A 20,883-nucleotide genomic window follows, 5' to 3' on the forward strand; every position below is an offset into this window, starting at 1 on the left:
AGGGATTTCGACAATGCGCCGGTTGTTTGCTCTTTGCCTCGTCACTGCGACGCTTGCCGCGTGCCAGCAGGCCGAACTTGGCGCGAACGATGCCTGGGTCCGGCTGCCGGCGGTGACGGGTCGCCCGGGCGCTGCCTATTTGACGATCCGGGGCGGCAGCGAACCGACCACGCTGGTCGCCGTCTCCAGTCCTGCCGCGATCCGCACCGAATTGCATGAAATGAAGCAGGAGGGCGGCATGATGACGATGGCGCCACGCCGCGATGTCGCGGTTCCGGCGGGCCAGACGGTCGAACTGAAGCCCGGCGGCATCCACGTCATGCTCTACGACATCTCGCCCAGCGTAAGGGCCGGCTCGGCAGTCCCGCTCAAGCTGAGCTTTGCCGACGGCCGCGTTCTCGAAGTAAGCGCCAAGGTGAAGGCGGCAGGCGACGCCGACTAGTTCCGGCGCGGGCCGTCGCCTGACTCAAATCATGCCTCGTTCGACGGCAACGAATTGTTCAGCCTTGCACGCTAGCATGGCCGGATGAAGTCAGTCATCATCATGATCTGCTTCCTTGCGGCGGGCGATCTGGCGCTGTTCTCCGGCGCGCACTCGCTGCAGGCCTGGTCCGCCACGCGCGCGCAGCTCAAGTCGTTTCAGGCCTATGCCGATCATGCGACGGATCCGCTGATCCCGGGCTGAGCGGCCTTACGCCTCGCGCCAGCTGCCGGGCACAAGTCCTTCGAGTGACCAGTCGCCGAACCGCCCCCATATTCGCTGGCGTACCAGCCGCAGCGTCGGGTGCCCGACCGCCGCCGTCATTCGCCGCACCTGCCGGTTGCGACCCTCCTGGAGAGTCAGTGCGATCCAGCAATCCGGCACGCTCTTGCGATATCGCACGGGCGGATCGCGCGGCCACAGCGCAGGCGGATCGATCCGTTCCGCCAATGCCGGCCGCGTCAGCCCGTCCTTCAGCCGCACGCCGGCGCGCAACGCATCCAGCGCCGCTTCGTCCGGCACGCCTTCGACCTGTGCCCAATAGGTCTTGGCCATCTTGTGCCGCGGATCGGCGATCTGCGCCTGCAACCGGCCATCGTCAGTCAGCAACAACAGCCCCTCGCTGTCGCGATCCAGCCGTCCTGCGGGATACACGCCGGGCACGTCTATATGATCCGCCAGCGTCGGATGCCCGCTCCCCTCGTCCGTGAATTGCGACAGCACGCCATAGGGTTTGTTGAACAGGATCAGGGTCATCGCACAGGCTCACTTTCCTCGCCCTGTGAAGGAGGCAAGGAGGCGCAAAACGCCGAAAGGGTGAGGGCGTTCAGCACGCCGCCGCACTGGACAGGAATCATACCTCGCGCCACCTAGCACAGATGAAACACCGTCGCGCGCTGACCCAAGGCGAAATCACGCTTGCCCGCACCATGTTCGGCGATGCGATCGATTACGCACGCGCCAGCATCGCCAATCGCAAATGGATCTTCTTCCAGCCGCGCACCGTGACCATGGCCCCGCTCGGCTGCATCCACTTCCACCCCGGGGGCGGCAGCTACCGCGAAGACTTCGCCACGGCCGGCCTCGACCTGCAAGGCCTCTTCATTCACGAGATGGTGCATATCTGGCAGCACCAGCAAGGCATCTTCCTGCCGATCCGGCGCCACCCGTTCTGCCGCTATGGCTACAGCCTCAAGCCCGGCTGGACGCTCCGCCGCTATGGCCTCGAGCAACAGGCCGAAATCGTCCGCCACGTCTTCCTGCTGCGTAACGGCGCGCTCCTGCCGGGCGCGCCGCCGCTGGAGCAGTATCGCGGGGTGTTGCCGTTTAGTGGGGTGGACGAGCGCAGCGCTTGAACCGCAAAGGGCGGGTGGCTCAATCGTGCTTGCTCCGCCATGCACCCGCCGCCGCTACCGTCGAGAGGCCCGAGGCGGCAGTGCGGAACCTCCGCTACGCGCTGCTGCTGCCAAGCTGCGTCGAAGTTTGAGGGGAGCTGCTGGTTCGACCAGAGCCGCGGCAGCGCAGCACTGCACTGCACTGGGGTGCTTCTCGGCTCAGCTACATGTGCCACCGCCGACATTTGGAGCGAGGGCAAGATGGTGGGCCGCGCTGGCGGCGCAAATGGAAGCGCCGCCGTCCCGCACACAATACTAAAGCAGCGTGCCTTGTTGCTGCGTCGTCTCGCGCTTTGCCTTCTTGCCGACGGTCGTATCGACCCACGGGATATCCGGCCTCCTGTTGTGGAACAGATCGTCGAGGGTCAGGATCTGAAGCCGTGCATGCTTGCGGCCGGTGTATTTATTCTCCCATATTCCCACGGCCGCTGCGTCACGCTCCATCGTCCGTGTCGGTGGCTGCGCCGTAAGCAACACACCGATCTTTGCGTTCTCACGCTCCATGACCTGTGCCAGCCGCCCGACATCCTTCACCCCTGTCGCGCCGCCCTTTACTTCGACGATCGCCTTTTCCGTCTTCTTCCCATCAGGCTTGAACCAGATGATGCCGTCGATGCCGCCGTCCGGTCCCTTGCGCCCGCCCTTCCATGGGGCCGCATCGACGACGGACAGCGCCCACAGTTCGAACTGATGCTTGTCGCGACGAACCAGTTCCTCCGCATCGGCCAGCGATTGCGGACGGCCGATCACATCGAATTGCAGGCTGGGATAGGCGTCGCTCATGCGCTTTTCGATCAGGCCGATGGCGAGATGCGTGACGTCGATCCCGGTCCACCGACGCCCCAGCTTCTGCGCGGCGTGCACAGCGGTGCCACAGCCGCAGAACGGGTCGAGGACGAGATCGCCTTCGTTTGAGGAAGCGTCGATGATGCGTTCGAGCAAGGCTAAGGGCTTTTGCGTGGGGTAGCCCAGGCGTTCCTGGGCTTGTGAATTTAGCGGTGGGATATCCGTCACCACATCCTGGACAAGCGTTCCTGATGATAGGACTCGCTTGAACCGCGGAAATCCGCCGTTGCGCGGCCAGTGGATCAAGCCGTCCGCATCGAGCAAATCAAGCTTCTCAATCGTCGTCATTGAAGCGGCTTTGTCTGCTCCCACAATTCTTTCGACGGCTTTTCGACTGATTTTCCAATGACTCCCCTTCGCTGTCACATCGAAGCCGCGCCAGGCTTCTCCCGAATGCCCATTCCGAATGCCCGGCGCCGTAAGATTGTCGTCAGCCCAAACTCGACCTTTTTCGTCTTCGTTCCTATACCGATCCGAGTAACCATCCGAGTGGGGCAATAATATCTCGTTCCAAGTGAAGTCGCCCGACTTGCTGTAAAACAGGATGATGTCATGGACATCACCGAACCGCCTAGCTGCTGAGTGGGCGGTCGTTCTCTTCCATACGATCTCGTTCTTGAAATTGGTGGCCCCGAACACCCCATCCAGCAACAGCTTCAGATAATGGCTCGCGGTTGGATCACAGTGTAGGTACAGCGACCCAGTCGGCTTCAGCACGCGGTGTAGCTCGATTAGCCGCACCGTCATCATGGCGAGGTACGCCATCATGTCATTGTCGCCCAGGAACTCGCGCATTGCGCGCAGCAGCGTGAAGGCGTTGGTATTGCCACTCCGCATCACATCGTCGAAAGCGGCCTCGGCACGGTCGTTCCAATGCCATGTGTCCTCAAATGCCTCAATCTGCGATTGAGACTGTTGCCCGTCTGGTGACTTGAACAGAATGTTGTAATTGGCATTCGAGTTGAACGGCGGGTCGAGATAAATCAGGTCCACACTCTCGTCCGGGACGTGCTCTCGCAGAACGTCGAGATTGTCTCCATAATATAGCTGGCTCACGTTGCGGCTCCGCCCGTCTGCAAAGGCCGCTGAATGTATCCGAACATATCGCGAACTAGTCGCGAACAAACTCGATTTCGGACGTAACCGTCGCCGGTTTCGCGATGTTGTCTCCCCATCGCCCCATGATCGACGGCGAGCTATGTCGTGGCGACGACGACTGTCTCCAATATGGTTGCGCCTATCACCTCTATGTCATGGATTTCGCAATCGGAGCGCGTGAGAAACTGCGTCCAGTTCGGGCATATCTCGTGACGGCTAGCGAAGGCGGGCACCCGCACCTATCTCCCCCTCTGGCATCCCCTTCAGAACAAAGCTAGAACCACGTCCCATGAGCTTGACCCACATTTCCGTCCGCGGCGCGCGCGAGCATAATCTCAAGGGCGTGGACATCGACATCCCGCGCGATACGCTGACGGTCATCACCGGCCTGTCCGGCTCGGGCAAGTCCAGCCTGGCGTTCGACACCATCTATGCCGAGGGGCAGCGGCGCTATGTGGAGTCGCTCTCCGCCTATGCGCGCCAGTTCCTCGAGATGATGCAGAAGCCCAATGTCGAGCACATCGAGGGCCTCTCGCCCGCGATCTCGATCGAGCAGAAGACGACCAGCCGCAACCCGCGCTCGACCGTGGCGACCGTGACCGAGATCTACGATTACATGCGCCTGCTCTGGGCGCGCGTCGGCATCCCTTACAGCCCCGCGACCGGCCTTCCGATCGCCGCGCAGACGGTCAGCCAGATGGTCGACCGCGTCCTCGCGCTGCCCGAGGGCACCCGCCTGCTGCTGCTCGCGCCCGTGGTGCGCGGCCGCAAGGGCGAGTATCGCAAGGAGCTGGCCGAGTGGCAGAAGGCCGGCTTCCAGCGCGTGCGCATCGATGGCGAGACCTGTCTGATCGAGGAAGCCCCCGCGCTCGACAAGAAGTACAAGCATGACATCGAGGTGGTGGTCGACCGCCTCGTCGTCCGCGAAGACATCGCCACCCGCCTCGCCGAAAGCTTCGAAACCGCGCTCAAGCTCGCCGATGGCCTGGCCTATGTCGACATCGTCGACGGCGTGGTGCCGGGGCGGGAAGGGGAGGCGGCCGACGCCGGCGCCATGAAGGGCGCGGGCATCCCGGCCAACCGCATCGTCTTCTCCGAGAAGTTCGCCTGCCCGGTCAGCGGCTTCACCATCCCCGAGATCGAGCCGCGCCTGTTCAGCTTCAACGCCCCGCAGGGCGCGTGCCCGGCGTGCGATGGACTGGGCGAAAAGCAGATCTTCGACGAGGACCTCGTCGTTCCCAACCACGACCTCACGATCAAGAAGGGCGCGGTCGTCCCCTGGGCGAAATCCAACCCGCCTTCGCCCTATTACATGCAGGTCCTCGGCAGCCTCGCGCGCGAGTTCGGCTTCAACCTCGACACGCCGTGGAAGGACCTGCCGGGCGAGGTCCAGCTCATCATCCTTCACGGCACCGGCGGCAAGCCGGTCACGCTCACCTTCATCGACGGCAAGAAGTCGTATGACGTCAAGAAGCCGTTTGAGGGCGTCATCGGCAACCTCAATCGCCGCATGCTCCAGACCGAGAGCGCCTGGATGCGCGAGGAGCTGTCCAAATATCAGGCCGCGCACCCGTGCGAGACCTGCGGCGGCGCGCGCCTCAAGCCCGAAGCGCTGGCGGTCAAGGTCGCCGGCCGCGACATCTCCAGCGTCACGCGGCTCAGCGTCACCGACGCGCTGCCCTTCTTCCGCGACCTGCCCGGCGCCCTCACGCCCCAGCAGCAGGAGATCGCCCGCGCGATCCTGAAGGAAATCGACGAGCGCCTCGGCTTCCTCAACAATGTCGGCCTCGATTACCTGAACTTGAACCGCACCAGCGGCACGCTCTCGGGCGGCGAATCCCAACGCATCCGCCTCGCGTCACAGATCGGCTCGGGCCTCTCCGGCGTGCTCTACGTGCTCGATGAACCGTCGATCGGCCTTCACCAGCGCGACAACGACATGCTGCTCGCCACGCTCCGCCGCCTGCGCGACCTCGGCAACACCGTCCTGGTGGTCGAGCATGACGAGGATGCGATCCGCACCGCCGATTACCTCATCGACATGGGCCCCGGCGCCGGCGTCCATGGCGGTGAGATCGTCGCGCAAGGCACGCTCGATCAGGTGCTGGCGACGCAAGGCTCGGTCACCGCCGATTACTTGAACGGCACGCGCAGCATCGCGGTCCCGGCCAAGCGTCGCAAGGGCAATGGCAAGAAGATCACCGTCCACAACGCCACCGCCAACAATCTGACCGGCGTCACCGCGTCGATCCCGCTCGGCACCTTCACCTGCATCACCGGCGTCTCCGGCTCGGGCAAGTCCAGCTTCACCATCGACACGCTCTACGCCGCCGCCGCGCGGCACTTGAACGGCGCGCGCATCCTCGCCGGCAAGCACGACAGGATCGCTGGCCTCGATCATTGCGACAAGGTGATCGACATCGACCAGTCGCCGATCGGCCGCACCCCGCGCTCCAACCCCGCGACCTATACCGGCGCCTTCACCTCGATCCGCGACTGGTTCGCCGGCCTCCCCGAAGCGCAGGCGCGCGGCTACAAGCCCGGCCGCTTCAGCTTCAACGTCAAGGGCGGCCGCTGCGAAGCGTGCCAGGGCGACGGCGTGCTCAAGATCGAGATGCACTTCCTCCCCGACGTCTATGTCGAGTGCGATGTGTGCCACGGCAAACGCTACAACCGCGAAACGCTGGAAGTGAAGTTCAAGGGGCACAGCATCGCCGACGTGCTCGACATGACGGTCGAGGATGCGGTCGAATTCTTCAAGGCCGTCCCCCCGATCCGCGACAAGATGGCGATGCTCGCCGAAGTGGGCCTTGGCTATATCAAGGTCGGGCAACAGGCGACGACCCTGTCTGGCGGTGAGGCACAGCGCGTCAAGCTCGCCAAGGAACTCGCCCGCCGCGCCACCGGCCAGACGCTCTACATCCTCGACGAGCCCACCACCGGGCTTCACTTCGAGGATGTGCGCAAGCTGCTCGAAGTGCTTCACGCGCTGGTCGAACAGGGCAACACCGTGGTGGTGATCGAACACAATCTGGATGTCATCAAGACCGCCGATTGGATCCTCGACCTCGGCCCCGAAGGCGGCGTCAAGGGCGGCGAGATCGTCGCCGAAGGCACGCCCGAGAAGGTCGCGAAGGAACCGCGCAGCTATACCGGGAAGTATCTTGCGCCGTTGCTGGAGCGGGGCGGGGTAGGGGAGAGCGTGGCGGCGGAGTGACTAAACCGCTTGGAATCGTCGCTGCGGGTAGCCTTTGATGTAATTGGACAGATTTATCTGATCGCCTAACTTACTTATGATTTGACGTAGGACGCATCAAAATCGTCGCATAGATCGATGTGGAGCGAGGCGCGTCCCTCACAGGGCGGCCCAATTGCGTCGCAATTTTTCGGTTCGAAAATGCAACTTTCCGGATTTCCACATCTGCCTTGCGCGAATCCATGTTGCATCTCCCCTGCTAGCGGCCACACTACTCATTCGAGTGTGGTTATCAAACGCAAAGAGGGGCTGGCCTGTTGCACGATGATCTGGCATTAATCCGGTTTCCGGAACTCGTGATCGGTATCGCAGGACCGATCGGAGTGGACGTGGATGCGATCTGCAGCGCAGTGAGCGACGCGCTCAGATCTGTGGAATACGAGAGTGCCACGATCAAATTGACGGATGAGATCAAAGATCTGAGTTCGTCATATAAGAAGCCCACTCGAAAAGGGTTTCATCATCTCATGAAATTCAAGATGGATCATGCAAGTGATCTATGCCGATCGCGTGAAGATTCCGCGTTCATGATGCGGATTGCGATCGCAGCAATTCGTCGTGAGCGCGACGCCTTTATTGCAGATGGGAAAGGATTATGGGTCGAAGACGCTCCCGCTAACAGCCAGAACGACTTTATCGGCCCTGTTCAACCGGTCGCCTACGAAGCGGTGGGAGCAACCGACCGTGTGGCGCAGAAGGTGGCGTACATTGTTCGTCAGATCAAACGCCCCGACGAAGTGGACATGATGAGACGCGTTTATGGTCGACAGTTCATTTTAGTGTCGGCATACGGATCAGAAGGTGACCGGAAAGCCATTCTGGAGGAAAAAATAAGGCGAACGATGCCCCTCAACACATCTGGAAATACTGTTTCCTTCAGCGCTCAAGAGTTGATGGACCGAGATGCTGATGAGGGTGAGGATAGCCATGGGCAACATCTTCGAGACGCTTTTCATTTAGCTGATGTTTTCGTGGATGGAATATCGAAAGCTCCAATGGCTTCTACTCTGGGTAGATTCTTCAACGCTCTATTTGGGCTGAACTCTATAACGCCAAACAAGTTTGAGTACGGCATGTATTGCGCTAAATCCGCTTCGCTGCGCTCGGCGGATCTATCTCGTCAAGTTGGAGCTGCCATATTCAGTGAGGACGGCGAGCTAATCGTCCAGGGATGCAATGAGGTTCCAAAGGCGTTTGGTGGCACATATTGGGATTGCGAAGCACCCGACTATAGAGATATTTCCCGTGGATCAGACCCAAATGAAGATGAAAAAAGAGAAGTTGTTCGAGATGTTCTAGAGCGCCTTGACACTGCAGAAATGATTAAACTTCCGACCAAGTCGAAGCGCGATCTTAACGATCTCATCGATCATCTGACGAGCTCGAAGAAAGATCATCGCGACAAATCGTTAGGAGCTTTAAGGGGCTCCAAGATACTCGATCTTACCGAGTATGGTCGCGTGGTTCACGCTGAAATGTGCGCGCTATGTGATGCCGCAAGATTGGGGCGTTCTGTAAAAAGAAGTATACTCTTCTGTACTACTTTTCCGTGTCACAATTGCGCGAAGCATATTCTCGCTGCTGGAGTTCAAACAGTAGTTTTATGGAGCCGTATCCGAAAAGCAAAGCTAAGCAGCTCCACAATAACGAGATCGAGTTGGATACCATATCAGACAAGCGAGTATCATTTTTGCCATTTTTAGGCATATCACCGTTTCGGTACCGAGATATTTTTGAAAAGCGCGGCAAGCGAAAGAGCGGTAGTGTAGCTAAGAAATGGTTTTATGACGTGCCTTGTCCAATGGTAGACGTTCTTGCGCCAAGCTATACTGAACTTGAGCGATTTGTGGTAATTCCCATCGCCAATGATGATGGGCAGATACCGTTGGGCCTGAACTGAATTAGCATTCGCGATAGCGAACCTGCTTCGTCAAATATAAGGCGCGGAACCTCTTTCCCCCGCCACCCGTTCCCGCCGCACACCGCTCGCAACGGGAAAACCACCATGAACTACAAAGGCTTATCCTTCGGCCTCGGCATCTTCTCGATCGCGCTCGGCGCGGTGGAGATCATTGCCAACCGGCGCATCGCGCAGGCGATGGATCAGGATGACGACGCCGCGCGCACCACGCTCAAGGCGTTCGGCGTGCGGGAGATCGCCGCCGGGGCCAACCTCATCGCCGCGCCCGCGCATTCGACCAACATGTGGAACCGCGTCGCCGGCGACGGGATCGACATGGCCGCGCTCGGCATTGCCGTCACCCGCGCGCCGCGCAACCCCGCCGTGTGGGGCGCAATCGCCTTCGTCGCGGCCGCCGCCACCGTCGATATTCTCACCGCGCGCGGCCTCGACCGCGAAACCGGCAAAGCCAGCCCGAAACGGGCCGGGGAGGGGGACGCCGCCGCGCGGCAGCATGAACGCGCCGGCTACAGCTCGATCGAACCGCAGGGGCTGACTCGCGCCGCCGCGCCCGCCGTCGCCTGACTGCCGCTAGTTCGGCGGCGCGGCGTGCATCTGGTACAGCCGCGTCAGCCGGCGGCCGACCGACAGCCACCACGCCGCTTCCTCGACTCGCTCACGCGTGCGCAGGTCGTCGATCTTGCGCGCGATCGCATCGGGGCCTTCGCCGCCATGGCTGTCGGCAAATGCCAGCGCGTCGGTCCACAGCGCCAGCTCGCGTTCCACTTACCGGCGCCACGACCATTTCGGTCGAACGCGCGGGGCCAGCGCCTGGGCCGCGCGAGCCTGCCGCTCCAGCGAGCAGCGCAAGGCGCCGACTGCGGTAGTCGCGGCGATCGTGGTCAGCGCAACCGCGACGGCATAGCTGATGATAAAGGGCTGTTCGATGACGTGTCTCCGGCTGGCAAGCGGGAGCACACGGGGTCTCTCAGCCAGTGGCGCTCACGATTGGGTCGATAGCCACTGATGAGTCCGGCCTACCACGCCCTGCGCCGCCACGCCAGCGGCGCCCGCGCTTGCAACCGGCGGCCGCCACCCCATATCGGCTAAATCGCTGAAAACATTATCGTAGGCTTCAGCGGCTGAGAGACCGAAACGCGCTCTTGCTTACAGCTGCAGGGGCGTTTTCATGGATCTCAATCAACTGCTTCACCGCCACCAGATCGCGCTGATGTGCGCGCAGGCTGCCGTCTGTCCTGAGGCGCGCTATGCGCATCGCGGTATGGCGACGCTCTATGCCGAGCGGATCGACGCGCTGCGCCCGCATACCGACGCGCCGATGCAGGTCGCGGCAAGCGCGGCGGCGCTGCACGACGCCGGCTGATCGGGCGGGCCGCGCGGCTCGTTTCGGCCGCGGCTCACGCCTGGCCTTGTAATCCCTGACGGACGCCCCATATTGGGTCCGCTACTGTCGCAAATCGTCGGTCTACGGAGCTTTGCGGCCCCTTCTTCCTTCATCTGCTTCCGCGGCCACAGGTCCGTCCACTCGGGATGGGCTTCTACATGAAGGAATGAATATGAGCATCACCGGTACCGTCAAATTCTTCAACGCCGACAAGGGTTATGGCTTCATCGCGCCGGACAATGGCGGCAACGATGCCTTCGTCCATATCTCGGCGGTCGAGCGCGCCGGCATGGCGACGCTGAACCAGGATCAGCGCGTGACGTACGAGCTGGAAGAGGATCGCCGTGGCAAGATGGCCGCGGTGAATATCTCGCCGGCCGAGTAATTCGCTTTTCGGGCGGCATGCCATGGTGTGCCGCCCAACCCCATGACCCTCACTTCCGTCCGAAAGGAGCCTTCATGGCCCAGATCCTCAGCTACCGTGCCAACGCCGCCAAGTGCCGCGAGGACGCCAATTCGGCGACGCTGGACAATGTCCGCGACCGCAATCTGCGTGCCGAAGCTGCCTGGATTGCCATGGCCGAGCGCCAGGAGCGGGTGGACGAGGCTCGCGCCGTGCGTGAAGCGGCGGTCAAATCAACACAGGACCTTACGTGAATATCAATCATACGAATAACTTACCGATCGAACTTCATATCAAGCGGGCAAAGCTCTCGCTGTTCCGCCGCCCCGCCACCGATTCCCGCACGTGCGAAATCGCCCGTGCCGCCGCGATCGAGGTGCTGGGCTAACATCGCAAAGGTGGCGCGACGTTCGCCACGTTTCGCGCCGGCCCGCTTCTGGGCAACCTTCGCGACGTTTCGCCGTTTGGAATGCAAGTCATTCAAACGAGGTGCCTCATGGCCACGACCCGGAAATCCAAATCGACCGCAGGCGGCGGCGTCGCCGATACGCTACGCCGCAATGCCCTGCCGCTGGCGGGTGCGCTCGCCGGCGCGGCGGCGGCGACCGCCGCGGCGATCTTCTTCACTCGCCGCGATCCCGACGCGCCTGCCGACGGGCACCCCGCGCCGGACCTCGAGCGCGCCGATCATCCCGGCCCCGAAGACCGCGCTGACCCGCACTTCCGCCCGAACATGGACGCGCCGCTGACGGCTGAGGACAAGGCCGCGCTGGCCCCGGCGCTGGGCCGGCCCACGCTGGTCGATGGCTAAGCGAACGGCTCCACCACGCCGCTGATGAAGAACAGGGCGATCAGCGTCGCCAGCAGCGCCACGTTCCACCGCCGCGACTTGACCTTCAGCAGCGCGGCGAGCAGCACGAGGATGCCGAGCCCGCTTAGCAGGTAGACTGGCGTGAACACAGGATGCCAGGTGTCCGGCGCCTCCACGGCGGCCGGCGCCATGGCGTCCAGCACGCCAAGCCCGATCCAGCTCAGCACGTTTGCGGCGAGCAGGCCGGCGATCACCAGTCGGTTCTGCTTGTCGTACCACTGGTCGAAGTCCGGCCATTCCGCCGGCTCGTCCGGGAAAATGACCGACGCAGCGAGGTAGTAGATCCCGACCATGATCAGCACACCCAGCAGCGTCAGGTAATCCGCCCCGATCTGCTCCCGCGCGTCGAAGGCGAGCAGCCAGAAGCTGGTCAGGTCGAAGATCACGAGCGTCCCGAGCAGCGGCGTTAGCCACCCGATCTTGACCGGCTTCGCGCCGCGCTTGAGCTTCAATGCCCGCGCAAACCCGCCAAGCACTTCCGCGACCGCCAGCCCGAGCAGCAGGCCGTACACCGCAAAGACCAGATCGAACCCCGTCATTGCCCCTCCCGGCGCGGGTTAGGCCGCGCGCAACAGCGTCAGCTTGGCCTTTCCGTGCACACGCTCGGCATCGATGACGAAGCCGGCGACGTCGACGGTTTCCGCCTTGCCCGTTTCGATGCTGACCCAGGTCGCCGGCGACGTCCAGCCGAGCCGCGCCAGCTTGTCGAGCGCAACGCTCCCCGCGCCGGTGCCGTAGGGCGGGTCCATCAGGATGACGTCGAGCGGCCTCGGCGCAGGGCCCAGCGCCATGACCGAGGAAGCGCGAATGTCGGCCCGCACCCCCAGCTTGTCGGCGTTGGCGCGCAGCGCGTCGAGCGCGGCGCGGTCCTGCTCGACGAACAGGCACGACGCAGCGCCCCGGCTCAGCGCCTCGAACCCAAGAGCGCCTGATCCGGCGAAAAGGTCGGCCACCGCAAGTCCCTCGAAATCGCCGACCCGGCTGGTCAGCATCGAGAACAGCGCCTCACGGGTGCGATCGGCCGTCGGGCGCGTTGCGTCGCCCTTGGGCGCGGCAAGCACACGACCGCGCCACTTCCCGGCGATAATCCTCATGCCCGAGGTCCCTTGCGCGGGCCCTTGGGAGCCGGTCGCCGGTCAGCGGATCGATAGCGCCGCTTAGGCCGATCGATCAATTCGCCGGCGTCGTCATCCCGAGGCTTGCTGGCCAATCTGCGCTTCTGGTTTGCACCCCAGCCCTTGGGTCCCGACTTCGCGTCCGGTTTCGGCTTGATCGCCGCGCGCGTAGGCTTTGCGGCGGCCTTGGGCGGGGGAGTTGTCGCTGCCCGCTTCCCAACGACCTTGCGGCGCTCGGCACGGTTTGCGGGCGCAGCGTCCAGCGATGCTGCCTGGACGGCAGGCGCCGCGCGCTCGGGCTTGGGCCGGCCGGAGAGTTGCAGGTTCGACGCTGCCTTGCCGCCGGCGGGACCGGACAGCGCCTTGCGGAACAGGATCAGGTCATGTTGACGTACCTCGTCCACCGCCGCGACCGGCATGTCGTCGAGCCGGAACGGGCCGTAGCGGGTGCGGATCAGTCGGCTGACCTTGAGCCCGAGATGCTCGAGCACCCGACGTACCTCGCGGTTCTTGCCCTCGGTGAGCGTCAACTCGATCCAGACATTCGCGCCGGTCCGCCGTTCCAGATTGGCGTCGATCGAGCCGTAACGGATGCCGTCGATCTCGACGCCCAGCATGAGTTCCTCGAGCTGATCCTGGCTGACCTGACCATAGGCACGGGCGCGGTAACTCCGTTCGACGCCGACTGATGGCAGCTCCAGCTGACGCTTGAGCTCGCCGTCGGTCGTCATCAGCAACAAGCCCTCGGTATTGAGGTCGAGCCGACCGACCGGCATCAGCCGGGGCAAGCCGCCGGGCAGACGCGAATAGATCGTCGGCCGCCCGCCCGGGTCACGCTCGGTCGTCAGCACGCCGGCCGGCTTGTGAAATCGGAACAGCCGCGCCGGCGCAGCCGCCGAGACCGGTTCGCCATCGACGGTCACGCCATTGAGAGAGGACAGGGTGGTCGCCGGCGTGGTGAGCACCTGACCGTCGATCGCGACCCGGCCGTCGGCGATCATCCGTTCGATCTCGCGCCGCGATGCGACCCCCGCGCGGGCCAGCAACTTGGCGATACGGTGTTCCTGTTTGGACGGTTCGGCGGGGGGAGGCACTGACATTTGAAGCGCGATACAGGGGCGCGCGGCATGACGCAAAAATTCTTGTGCGAGGGGAGCCGGTGCGCGCATTATCGCGTTGTCCAACCGTAACATTGATGAGTGCGGGATGGTGTTCGGAAGAAAGAAGCGGCGGATCACGCGGCTCCTCATCGTTGAGGACGAGCCGCTGGTCGCGTTCGACGCCGAACATTTCCTGACCGAAGAAGGATTCCTCGTCGTCGCCACCACCGATTCGGTGGGTGAGGCGATCGGCCACATCATTGCGCCGGACAAGGTCGACCTGGTACTGATCGACCTGGGCCTTGCCGATGGGACTGGCGCGGACGTCGCGCACGCTGCGCGAGCCGAGGGCATTCCCGCGTTGTTCGTCACCGGACGGCCGATCGAGGAGGTAGAGGCGATTGCGCTGGGCTGCCTCTCAAAACCCTACGCCCAGCGCGACCTGCTGGTCGCCATTGATGCGATCGAAGCGTTGATTGCCGGAAAGTCGCCGCGACGCCTGCCGTCCAGCCTTCATCTGTTCCAATCGACCGCGCAATAGCCCGCGCCGGGCTTTGCATTGCCGTTTTTCCCGCTACGGTCGCCTGCGTCGAGGGAGAGGGTTTCATGAGTTCTGGCGTGGCGGTTGAGGGGCAGGGCACGCTGCTCGACGGCATTCGGCCGTATTTCGAAAAAGCGCCGCTCGCCGCGCTTGCACTCGGCATCTCATCTGGATTCCCGTTTGCGATGATCGGCGCGACGCTGACGTCGCGCCTGGCAGCCGACGGCATCACCAAGTCGGCGGTGACCGCGTTCGCGCTGACGTTCCTTGCCTACAACCTCAAATGGGCGTGGGCGCCCATCGTCGATAAATTTCGCATCCCGCTGCTCGGCGCACTCGGCGCCCGCCGGTCGTGGTTGATCGTCACCGGAGCCATGGTCGCGGCCGCAGTGATCTTCCTCGGCAGCCTCGATCCCAAGGCGTCACTCGGCTGGGTCGCGGCGGCGGCAATCCTGGTCGGGCTCGCTGGTGCGACGTTCGACATCGTGATCGACGCCTATCGCATCGAGTTGCTCGAGCCGCGTCAGTTGGGCGTGGGTTCGGGCATGTCGCAATATGGCTGGCGGATCGGGTCGAACGCGGCCGGCGGGCTAGCGCTGTACATGGCCGCCGACTATGGCTGGGCCGCCGCCTATGCGATCTGTGCGCTTTTCGCGCTGCCAGCGGTGCTGGCCGGCCTGATCGTCGGCGAACCGACGCGCAAGGTCTATCGCGAATGGCCCGAGCGGATGGCCCGGCGTCCTTACCTGCTGTTTATCCTGGCGTTTGTCCCGCTCTATGTCGCGGCGCGTTCGGTCGATGCGGCGCTCGGCGTCAACATCCTCTCCAACATGGTGCTGGTCGGCTACCTATTCCCGCTGTTCGACCTGTCGGCCCGCCGTGCACGCGACGCCGGTAAGCCGAGCGCACTTGCCTGGATCGGACTGGTCCCGATCGCCGGAGTGGCGCTTGCGTTGTGGCGCGGGTGGACTGCGCCGGAGGCAGTGGCCCTGCTCGTCCTCGGAGCGGCGACGCTGTTGTGGATTGCCTCGCTCCAGCCGCGCGACCCCGCCGTGGCGGAAGGCGGCAAGATCGGGCCGCTGATGGAATTTTTCCGTCGCGATGGCGGACTAATCGTCCTGCTGTTCGTATTGCTGCACAAGCTGGGCGACACGCTGGCGAACTTGACCCTGCGGTTGTTGTTCACTGACCAGGGCTATACGCTCAAGGAGGTCGCGTTCTACGACGTGTTCGTCGGGTTTTGGGCATTGATGGCGGGCATCTTCGTGGGCGGCGTGCTCTATGCCAAGCTGGGCATGAAGCGGTCGGTGCTGATTTCGCTTGTGCTGATGATGGTATCGAACCTGAGCTTCGCGGGCATGGCGGCCGTCGGCCACACCAATGCCGGAATGGCCGTCGCGATGGGGTTCGAAAATTTCGCGAGCGGCATCGGCGGTGTCTGCGTGGGCGCCTATCTCGCCTCGCTATGCAACCTGAGCTTTACGGCGACCCAGTTCGCGATGCTCTCGGCAGCGGCCAGCATTCTCGGCCGGTTCTTGAGCGGTACGTCGGCCGGCAAGATGATCGAGGGTATCGGCTATTTAAATTTCTACCTGCTTACCACCGTGCTCGCGCTGCCTGGTGTCGTGCTGTTCGCGTGGATGGTGCGAAGCGGGCTGGTCGATCGCTCGATCGGCAGCGCCGGGATCGAAGGGGAAGGCGATGCGCGAGCCGATCCTGCCGCCTAGCCGTCGAGCGGCAAGCCGAGATCGCTGAACGCTTGGGCCAAGCCGGCGGAGGTCGCGAGCATGCCGTCGACGTGACGCGCACCGAGCAGATCTGCAAGGAGTATGCGGGCGCGACATGGATCGGTGGTGCTGAGCGCGATGAGGTCGAGCAGCGCGCCTTCGTTGGGAGTTACGCGTGCGCAGCACCATGGCGCGATCTGGATCGGACCGGACGCCGCGCCCGACATTTCCGCCATCAGCGTTCGAAGCATGAGCAGCGGCCGGCGGAATCCCTTGCCAAAGGCGGTAACGAAGGCGTGCGCCGTGGCGGCATCATACAGGCCGCTGGACCCGATCTGGCGGATTCCGAACAGCAACAGCCTGGAACCTGCGCCTTCTGGCTGAAGGCGATACAAGGTCTGGCCCAGCACGGCGAGGGCAGGCGGTGATTGCGACATACAGCGACTCCGTGATCCGTCGCCGCATCCTGCCATTCTGTTATTGATAGTCAATCGCAATAAGTGTCAGTCAGGCAGCTCGTCGTTGGCGGCGAGCACTTCGCCGGCGAGGTACAGCGAGCCGAGGATCAACACCGTGCAATTCCGGTCCGAGGTCTGCGCAATCCGGCTGAGCGCGGTCTTGACGTCGCTTGCCACGTCGGCTGAGGCGATGCCGAGCCCTTGTGCAGCGGCCGCGAGGTTGGTTGGGGCGTGATGGGCGTGGCCGGGTACAGGCACGGCGGTAAGCGATCTGGCCAGTGTGGCGAATGGCGCGAGCAGCCCGGCTGCGTCCTTGTTCGCCAACATGCCGACGATGAGGTGAACGGGCCGATCCTCGGCGACCTCTGCCAAAGCGGCACTCACTGACCGTGCGGCCGCTTCGTTATGACCGCCGTCCAGCCAAAGTTCGCTGCCGGGCGGCAGAAGCGCGGTGAGCGGACCGCCGGTCAGCCGCTGCATGCGCGCGGGCCACCGGGCGTTGGCGGCGGCGGACGCAAGCGCGGAGTCAGGAATGGGAATATCCTGCTGATGCCGCAGCGTCGCGATTGCCAGGGCAAGGTTGGCTGGCTGATGAGGACCGGAAAGTCTTGGAAGTGGTGTCTCGATCTCACCTTGCTCGTCGCGATAGAACAGCCGGCCCTTGCCGACTTCATGATGCCAGGCCGTTCCCGCAGCGAAAACCGGCGCGCCGGCCGCTGCCGCAACCTGCGCCACCCGCTCGGCCACCGACGTGTCGTAGCGCATGGTGATCAACGGCACGCCAGGCTTCGCAATGCCCGCCTTTTCCCCGGCAATCACCTCGGCGGTGTCGCCGAGGAACGCCTGGTGATCGATGCCGAGCTGCGCGATCGCGCAGGCCGCCGGGGCGGTCAGGACATTGGTTGCATCCAGCCGCCCGCCCAGACCGACCTCGATGATGCACGCGTCGGCGCGAGTGCGGGCAAAAGCGAGGAAGGCGGCAGCGGTCGTGACCTCGAAGAAGCTCGAGCCGATGTCGCCACCCGCGTCCAGCACTTCTTCAAGCAGTGCGCCGAGCGCCGCATCGCCGATGAGCGAGCCGGCCAGCCGGATGCGCTCGTTGAAACGCACGAGGTGCGGGCTGGCATAGACATGCGCCACGAGCCCGGCGGCTTCGATTGCCGCGCGCAGAAACGCGCAGGTCGAACCCTTGCCGTTGGTGCCGGCGACGTGGAAGACCGGTGGCAGGTTGCGGTGCGGGTCGCCGATCCGGCCGAGCAGGCGAGTGATTCGATCGAGTCCCAGCACGTCCGCGCCGGGGCCGAGCGCCATCAGCCGGTCGAGCTGACGCTGAACCTTCGGATCGGAGGAGGTTGCGTGGTCCACGCGACCGGCTCCTTCAGGCTGCCGCCTTTTCCCCGACGAGCAAGTCGATCAGCTGTCCCAGCTTCTCCCGCATTTCCTTGCGGTGCACGACCATGTCGATCAGTCCGTGCTCGAGATAATATTCGCTGGTCTGGAAGTCGTCGGGCAGCTTCTCGCGAATCGTGCTTTCGATCACGCGCCGGCCGGTGAAGGCGAGGGTCGCCTTCGGCTCGGCAATATGAACGTCACCCAGCATGGCGTAAGCGGCCATCACTCCGCCCGAAGTCGGGTCGGTCAGCACGACGATATAGGGCAGGCCCGCATCGTGCAGCATCGAGATGGCCACGGTACTGCGCGGCATCTGCATGAGCGACAGGATGCCTTCCTGCATCCGCGCGCCCCCCGATGCGGTGAACACGATGTAGGGCGCGCGCGCGGCGATGGCGGCTTCGACGCCGGCGATGAACGCCTCACCGACCGCCTGGCCCATCGATCCTCCCATGAAGGCGAAGTCCTGCACGCCGATGACGGCCTTACGACCCAGGACCGTGCCGCTGGCATTCAGGAATGCGTCCTGCTCGCCAGTGTTTGCGCGCGCGGCCTTGATGCGGGCGGGGTAAGGCTTCTGATCGCGGAACTTCAGCGGATCCTCGGCCACCTTCGGATTGGGCAGCACAGTGTAGCTGCCTTCGTCGAACAGCTGTTCGAATCGCGCGCGGCCGCCGATCCGCTCATGATGATCGCAGATCGGACAGACCGACTGGTTTTCCTCCAGTTCGCGTACGAACACCATCTGACCGCATCCCTTGCACTTGTGCCAGAGATTGTCCGGCGTCTCGGCCTTTCCGGGGACGACGAGGGAGAGGGCGTTGCGGACGCGGTCGAGCCAGCTCATGCGGCGAGTTCCTTTCGGGCGACGGCGATGGCCGCGCTCAAGCTTTCGATATAGTTGCGGACGGCGGGGGGCGCGTCGGCGCCCTTGTCCGCGATGATGTCAATGATCGCCGAGCCAACGACGACGCCATCGGCGAGGCGGCCGATTGCAGCGGCCTGTTCAGGCGTGCGCACGCCGAAGCCAACGGCGATTGGCAGGTCGGTAGCAGCCTTGAGGCGGGCAACGGCATCGTCGATGCTGTGCTGCGCCGCCTGTTGCTTGCCGGTTATGCCAGCGACGGAAACATAGTAGACGAAGCCACTGGCGCCGCCGAGCACCGCAGGCAGTCGCGAGGTATCGGTCGTCGGCGTGGCCAGCCGTATTGCGGCGATGCCATGATCGCCAAATGGCGCGACTTCATCGGCCTCCTCCGGCGGGATATCGACGATGATCGCCCCGTCGATTCCTACGTCAGCCGCCGCCTTCGCGAAAGTGGCCGGCTCAGGGCGAGTCATGGTGTTGGCATAACCCATCAGCACCAGCGGTACGTGCGGGTGGCGCTGTCGGAAGGCGGAAGCGATAGCGAGAACATCGGCAGTCCGCGTGCCCTTGGCCAGGCTGCGCAGGTTGGCAGCCTGTATGGCCGGTCCGTCCGCCATCGGGTCGGTGAACGGCATGCCGAGTTCGATCACGTCGGCGCCGCCGGCCACCAGAGCATCGAGGATCGCTGCGGTGTCGCCGTCGCCAGCGGTGACGAAGGTGACGAGCGCAGCGCGGCCTTGCTGGCGAGCGTTGGCGAAGGCGGCGGTGAGGCGTGTCATATCGTTGTCCCCATCGCTTCGGCGACGGTGTAGATATCCTTGTCGCCGCGTCCGGAGACGTTGACGAGGATGATCTTGTCCGAACTCATTTCGCGCGCTTTGCTCTCGAGCGCTGCAAGCGCGTGCGAGCTTTCGAGGGCGGGGATGATGCCTTCCAGCTTGCAGCAGAGCTGGAACGCGTCGAGCGCCTGTTGATCGGTGACCGGCAGATATTCGACGCGGCCGCTTTCGTGCAGCCAGCTATGTTCGGGGCCGATGCCGGGGTAATCGAGGCCGGCGCTGATCGAATGCGCTTCGGTGATCTGCCCGTCTTCGTCCTGAAGCAGATAGGTCTTGTTGCCGTGCAGGATGCCCGGCGCGCCGCCGGTCAGACTGGCGGCGTGCTCGCCGGTGTCGACGCCGCGCCCCGCCGCCTCCACCCCGATCATCGCGACCTCGGGATCGTCGAGGAAGGGATGGAACAGGCCAATCGCGTTGCTACCGCCGCCGACCGCGGCCAGCAGCAGATCGGGCAGGCGGCCCTCGGCCTCCAGCATCTGCGCGCGGCTTTCAATGCCGATGACGCTCTGGAAGTCGCGGACCAGCTCGGGATAAGGGTGTGGACCGGCCGCGGTGCCGATGATGTAGAAGGTGTCCTCGACCGTCGCGACCCAGTCGCGCAACGCCTCGTTCATCGCGTCCTTCAAGGACTGCGAGCCGCTGGTGACGGGACGGACTTCGGCGCCGAGCAGCTTCATGCGGAACACGTTGGGCTGTTGCCGCTCGATATCCTTGGCCCCCATGAAGATCGTGCAGGGCAGGCCGAAGCGCGCGCAGACGGTAGCGGTTGCGACGCCGTGCTGGCCGGCACCGGTTTCGGCAATGATCCGCTTTTTGCCCATGCGAATGGCGAGCAGGATCTGGCCGATGCAATTGTTGATCTTGTGCGCGCCGGTGTGATTCAGCTCCTCGCGCTTGAAATAGATCTTCGCGCCGCCGTAATGCCGGGTCAGCCGCTCGGCGAAGTATAGCGGGCTGGGGCGACCGACATAATTCTTCATCAGATCGTCGAACTGCGCCTGGAACGCGGGGTCGGCTTTGGCCGCGCGATATTCACGCTCGAGGTCGAGGATCAGCGGCATCAGCGTCTCGGCGACGTAGCGGCCGCCGAACTGGCCGAAATGGCCGCGCTCGTCAGGGAGCGTGCGATAGGAATTGGGCGCGTTCATGGTGGGGCATTTAGGCGCGTCGGTCGCCGACGCCAAGCACT

23 protein-coding genes and 1 pseudogene are annotated in these 20,883 nt (G+C 63.8%); 13 read left to right on the forward strand and 11 right to left on the reverse strand.

All coding sequences use genetic code 11. The features are described 5' to 3' along the window. The first annotated feature begins 13 nt into the window (after positions 1 to 13). Both BFL28_RS01930 and BFL28_RS20830 read left to right on the forward strand, forming a co-directional pair. Positions 14 to 442 carry a copper chaperone PCu(A)C gene (locus tag BFL28_RS01930; RefSeq protein WP_069318950.1) on the forward strand — a complete coding sequence of 143 codons (429 nt, stop codon included), beginning with the start codon at positions 14 to 16 and terminating at the stop codon, positions 440 to 442. Between the two features lie 84 nt (positions 443 to 526). Continuing rightward, complete coding sequence (locus BFL28_RS20830) at positions 527 to 685, forward strand: hypothetical protein (RefSeq protein WP_158011613.1); 159 nt, start codon at positions 527 to 529, stop codon at positions 683 to 685. Between the two features lie 6 nt (positions 686 to 691). On the opposite strand, the gene BFL28_RS01935 is transcribed toward BFL28_RS20830, so the two are convergent. Further along, the gene (locus BFL28_RS01935; protein WP_069318951.1) at positions 692 to 1,237 is read right to left on the reverse strand and encodes an rRNA large subunit pseudouridine synthase E; all 546 of its coding nucleotides are present in this window, start codon (positions 1,235 to 1,237) and stop codon (positions 692 to 694) included. Between the two features lie 122 nt (positions 1,238 to 1,359). Here BFL28_RS01935 and BFL28_RS01940 point away from each other — a divergent pair, with 122 nt between their 5' ends. Then, entirely contained in the window at positions 1,360 to 1,836 is a 477-nt protein-coding gene (locus BFL28_RS01940) for a vgr related protein (RefSeq protein WP_069318952.1), read from the forward strand. Between the two features lie 294 nt (positions 1,837 to 2,130). On the opposite strand, the gene BFL28_RS01945 is transcribed toward BFL28_RS01940, so the two are convergent. Further along, positions 2,131 to 3,777, reverse strand: coding sequence for a DNA methyltransferase (locus BFL28_RS01945; protein ID WP_069318953.1), 1,647 nt, complete (start codon positions 3,775 to 3,777; stop codon positions 2,131 to 2,133). 331 nt (positions 3,778 to 4,108) lie between these two features. Here BFL28_RS01945 and uvrA point away from each other — a divergent pair, with 331 nt between their 5' ends. From uvrA to BFL28_RS01955, 3 genes are all read left to right on the forward strand, one after another. Next, positions 4,109 to 7,036, forward strand: coding sequence for an excinuclease ABC subunit UvrA (gene uvrA / locus BFL28_RS01950; protein WP_069318954.1), 2,928 nt, complete (start codon positions 4,109 to 4,111; stop codon positions 7,034 to 7,036). A 296-nt stretch (positions 7,037 to 7,332) separates the two neighbouring features. Then, complete coding sequence (locus BFL28_RS20005) at positions 7,333 to 8,778, forward strand: cytidine/deoxycytidylate deaminase family protein (RefSeq protein WP_079246870.1); 1,446 nt, start codon at positions 7,333 to 7,335, stop codon at positions 8,776 to 8,778. Positions 8,779 to 9,080: 302 nt separating this feature from the next. Continuing rightward, positions 9,081 to 9,560 (forward strand): hypothetical protein, encoded by a 480-nt coding sequence (locus tag BFL28_RS01955; RefSeq protein WP_069318955.1) that lies wholly within the window; start codon positions 9,081 to 9,083, stop codon positions 9,558 to 9,560. A gap of 6 nt (positions 9,561 to 9,566) precedes the next feature. Here BFL28_RS01955 and BFL28_RS01960 read toward each other — a convergent pair whose 3' ends face one another. Continuing rightward, positions 9,567 to 9,761 carry a hypothetical protein gene (locus BFL28_RS01960; RefSeq protein ID WP_069318956.1) on the reverse strand — a complete coding sequence of 65 codons (195 nt, stop codon included), beginning with the start codon at positions 9,759 to 9,761 and terminating at the stop codon, positions 9,567 to 9,569. 403 nt (positions 9,762 to 10,164) lie between these two features. On the opposite strand from BFL28_RS01960, the gene BFL28_RS01970 reads away from it, so the two are divergent. The 5 genes from BFL28_RS01970 (at position 10,165) to BFL28_RS01985 (ending at position 11,594) form a co-directional block, all read left to right on the forward strand. Further along, entirely contained in the window at positions 10,165 to 10,359 is a 195-nt protein-coding gene (locus tag BFL28_RS01970) for a hypothetical protein (RefSeq protein WP_069318958.1), read from the forward strand. A 193-nt stretch (positions 10,360 to 10,552) separates the two neighbouring features. Continuing rightward, the gene (locus BFL28_RS01975) at positions 10,553 to 10,765 is read left to right on the forward strand and encodes a cold-shock protein (RefSeq protein ID WP_069319000.1); all 213 of its coding nucleotides are present in this window, start codon (positions 10,553 to 10,555) and stop codon (positions 10,763 to 10,765) included. Positions 10,766 to 10,839: 74 nt separating this feature from the next. Continuing rightward, positions 10,840 to 11,037, forward strand: a complete 198-nt coding sequence (locus BFL28_RS01980; RefSeq protein WP_069318959.1) for a hypothetical protein — start codon at positions 10,840 to 10,842, stop codon at positions 11,035 to 11,037. Further along, positions 11,034 to 11,171, forward strand: coding sequence for a hypothetical protein (locus tag BFL28_RS20835; protein WP_158011614.1), 138 nt, complete (start codon positions 11,034 to 11,036; stop codon positions 11,169 to 11,171). The genes BFL28_RS01980 and BFL28_RS20835 overlap by 4 nt, the downstream gene beginning before the upstream one ends. Before the next feature lie 108 nt (positions 11,172 to 11,279). Next, positions 11,280 to 11,594, forward strand: coding sequence for a hypothetical protein (locus tag BFL28_RS01985; protein ID WP_069318960.1), 315 nt, complete (start codon positions 11,280 to 11,282; stop codon positions 11,592 to 11,594). Here the strand turns inward: BFL28_RS01985 and BFL28_RS01990 are convergent. The 3 genes and pseudogenes from BFL28_RS01990 to BFL28_RS21380 all read right to left on the reverse strand — a co-directional run. Beyond that, entirely contained in the window at positions 11,591 to 12,193 is a 603-nt protein-coding gene (locus BFL28_RS01990; protein ID WP_069318961.1) for a hypothetical protein, read from the reverse strand. The two genes, BFL28_RS01985 and BFL28_RS01990, sit on opposite strands and share 4 nt — an antisense overlap. 18 nt (positions 12,194 to 12,211) lie before the next feature. Beyond that, positions 12,212 to 12,748 (reverse strand): 16S rRNA (guanine(966)-N(2))-methyltransferase RsmD, encoded by a 537-nt coding sequence (gene rsmD, locus BFL28_RS01995; protein ID WP_069318962.1) that lies wholly within the window; start codon positions 12,746 to 12,748, stop codon positions 12,212 to 12,214. 371 nt (positions 12,749 to 13,119) lie between these two features. Further along, a pseudogene (locus BFL28_RS21380) lies at positions 13,120 to 13,962 on the reverse strand (pseudouridine synthase); the annotation flags it as partial. 13 nt (positions 13,963 to 13,975) lie between these two features. Here BFL28_RS21380 and BFL28_RS02005 point away from each other — a divergent pair. Together BFL28_RS02005 and BFL28_RS20010 are read left to right on the forward strand one after the other, a co-directional pair. Beyond that, the gene (locus BFL28_RS02005; RefSeq protein ID WP_069318963.1) at positions 13,976 to 14,410 is read left to right on the forward strand and encodes a response regulator; all 435 of its coding nucleotides are present in this window, start codon (positions 13,976 to 13,978) and stop codon (positions 14,408 to 14,410) included. A 65-nt stretch (positions 14,411 to 14,475) separates the two neighbouring features. Further along, positions 14,476 to 16,137 (forward strand): AmpG family muropeptide MFS transporter, encoded by a 1,662-nt coding sequence (locus tag BFL28_RS20010; RefSeq protein ID WP_079246872.1) that lies wholly within the window; start codon positions 14,476 to 14,478, stop codon positions 16,135 to 16,137. Here BFL28_RS20010 and BFL28_RS02020 read toward each other — a convergent pair. The 5 genes from BFL28_RS02020 to trpB form a co-directional block, all read right to left on the reverse strand. Continuing rightward, a complete protein-coding gene (locus BFL28_RS02020) occupies positions 16,134 to 16,574 on the reverse strand; it encodes a DUF6628 family protein (RefSeq protein ID WP_069318964.1) in 441 nt (146 codons plus the stop codon). The two genes, BFL28_RS20010 and BFL28_RS02020, sit on opposite strands and share 4 nt — an antisense overlap. 66 nt (positions 16,575 to 16,640) lie before the next feature. Continuing rightward, positions 16,641 to 17,960: a bifunctional folylpolyglutamate synthase/dihydrofolate synthase gene (locus BFL28_RS02025; RefSeq protein ID WP_069318965.1), complete on the reverse strand. Its 1,320-nt coding sequence runs from the start codon at positions 17,958 to 17,960 to the stop codon at positions 16,641 to 16,643. A 13-nt stretch (positions 17,961 to 17,973) separates the two neighbouring features. Further along, complete coding sequence (accD, locus tag BFL28_RS02030) at positions 17,974 to 18,834, reverse strand: acetyl-CoA carboxylase, carboxyltransferase subunit beta (RefSeq protein ID WP_069318966.1); 861 nt, start codon at positions 18,832 to 18,834, stop codon at positions 17,974 to 17,976. Then, a complete protein-coding gene (trpA, locus tag BFL28_RS02035; RefSeq protein WP_069318967.1) occupies positions 18,831 to 19,634 on the reverse strand; it encodes a tryptophan synthase subunit alpha in 804 nt (267 codons plus the stop codon). Before trpA ends, accD begins: the two co-directional genes overlap by 4 nt. Further along, the gene (gene trpB / locus BFL28_RS02040) at positions 19,631 to 20,842 is read right to left on the reverse strand and encodes a tryptophan synthase subunit beta (RefSeq protein ID WP_069318968.1); all 1,212 of its coding nucleotides are present in this window, start codon (positions 20,840 to 20,842) and stop codon (positions 19,631 to 19,633) included. The genes trpA and trpB overlap by 4 nt, the downstream gene beginning before the upstream one ends. Between the last annotated feature and the right edge of the window lie 41 nt (positions 20,843 to 20,883).

The sequence above is a fragment of the Sphingomonas turrisvirgatae genome, assembly GCF_001721295.1.
GTDB lineage: Bacteria > Pseudomonadota > Alphaproteobacteria > Sphingomonadales > Sphingomonadaceae > Sphingomonas > Sphingomonas turrisvirgatae.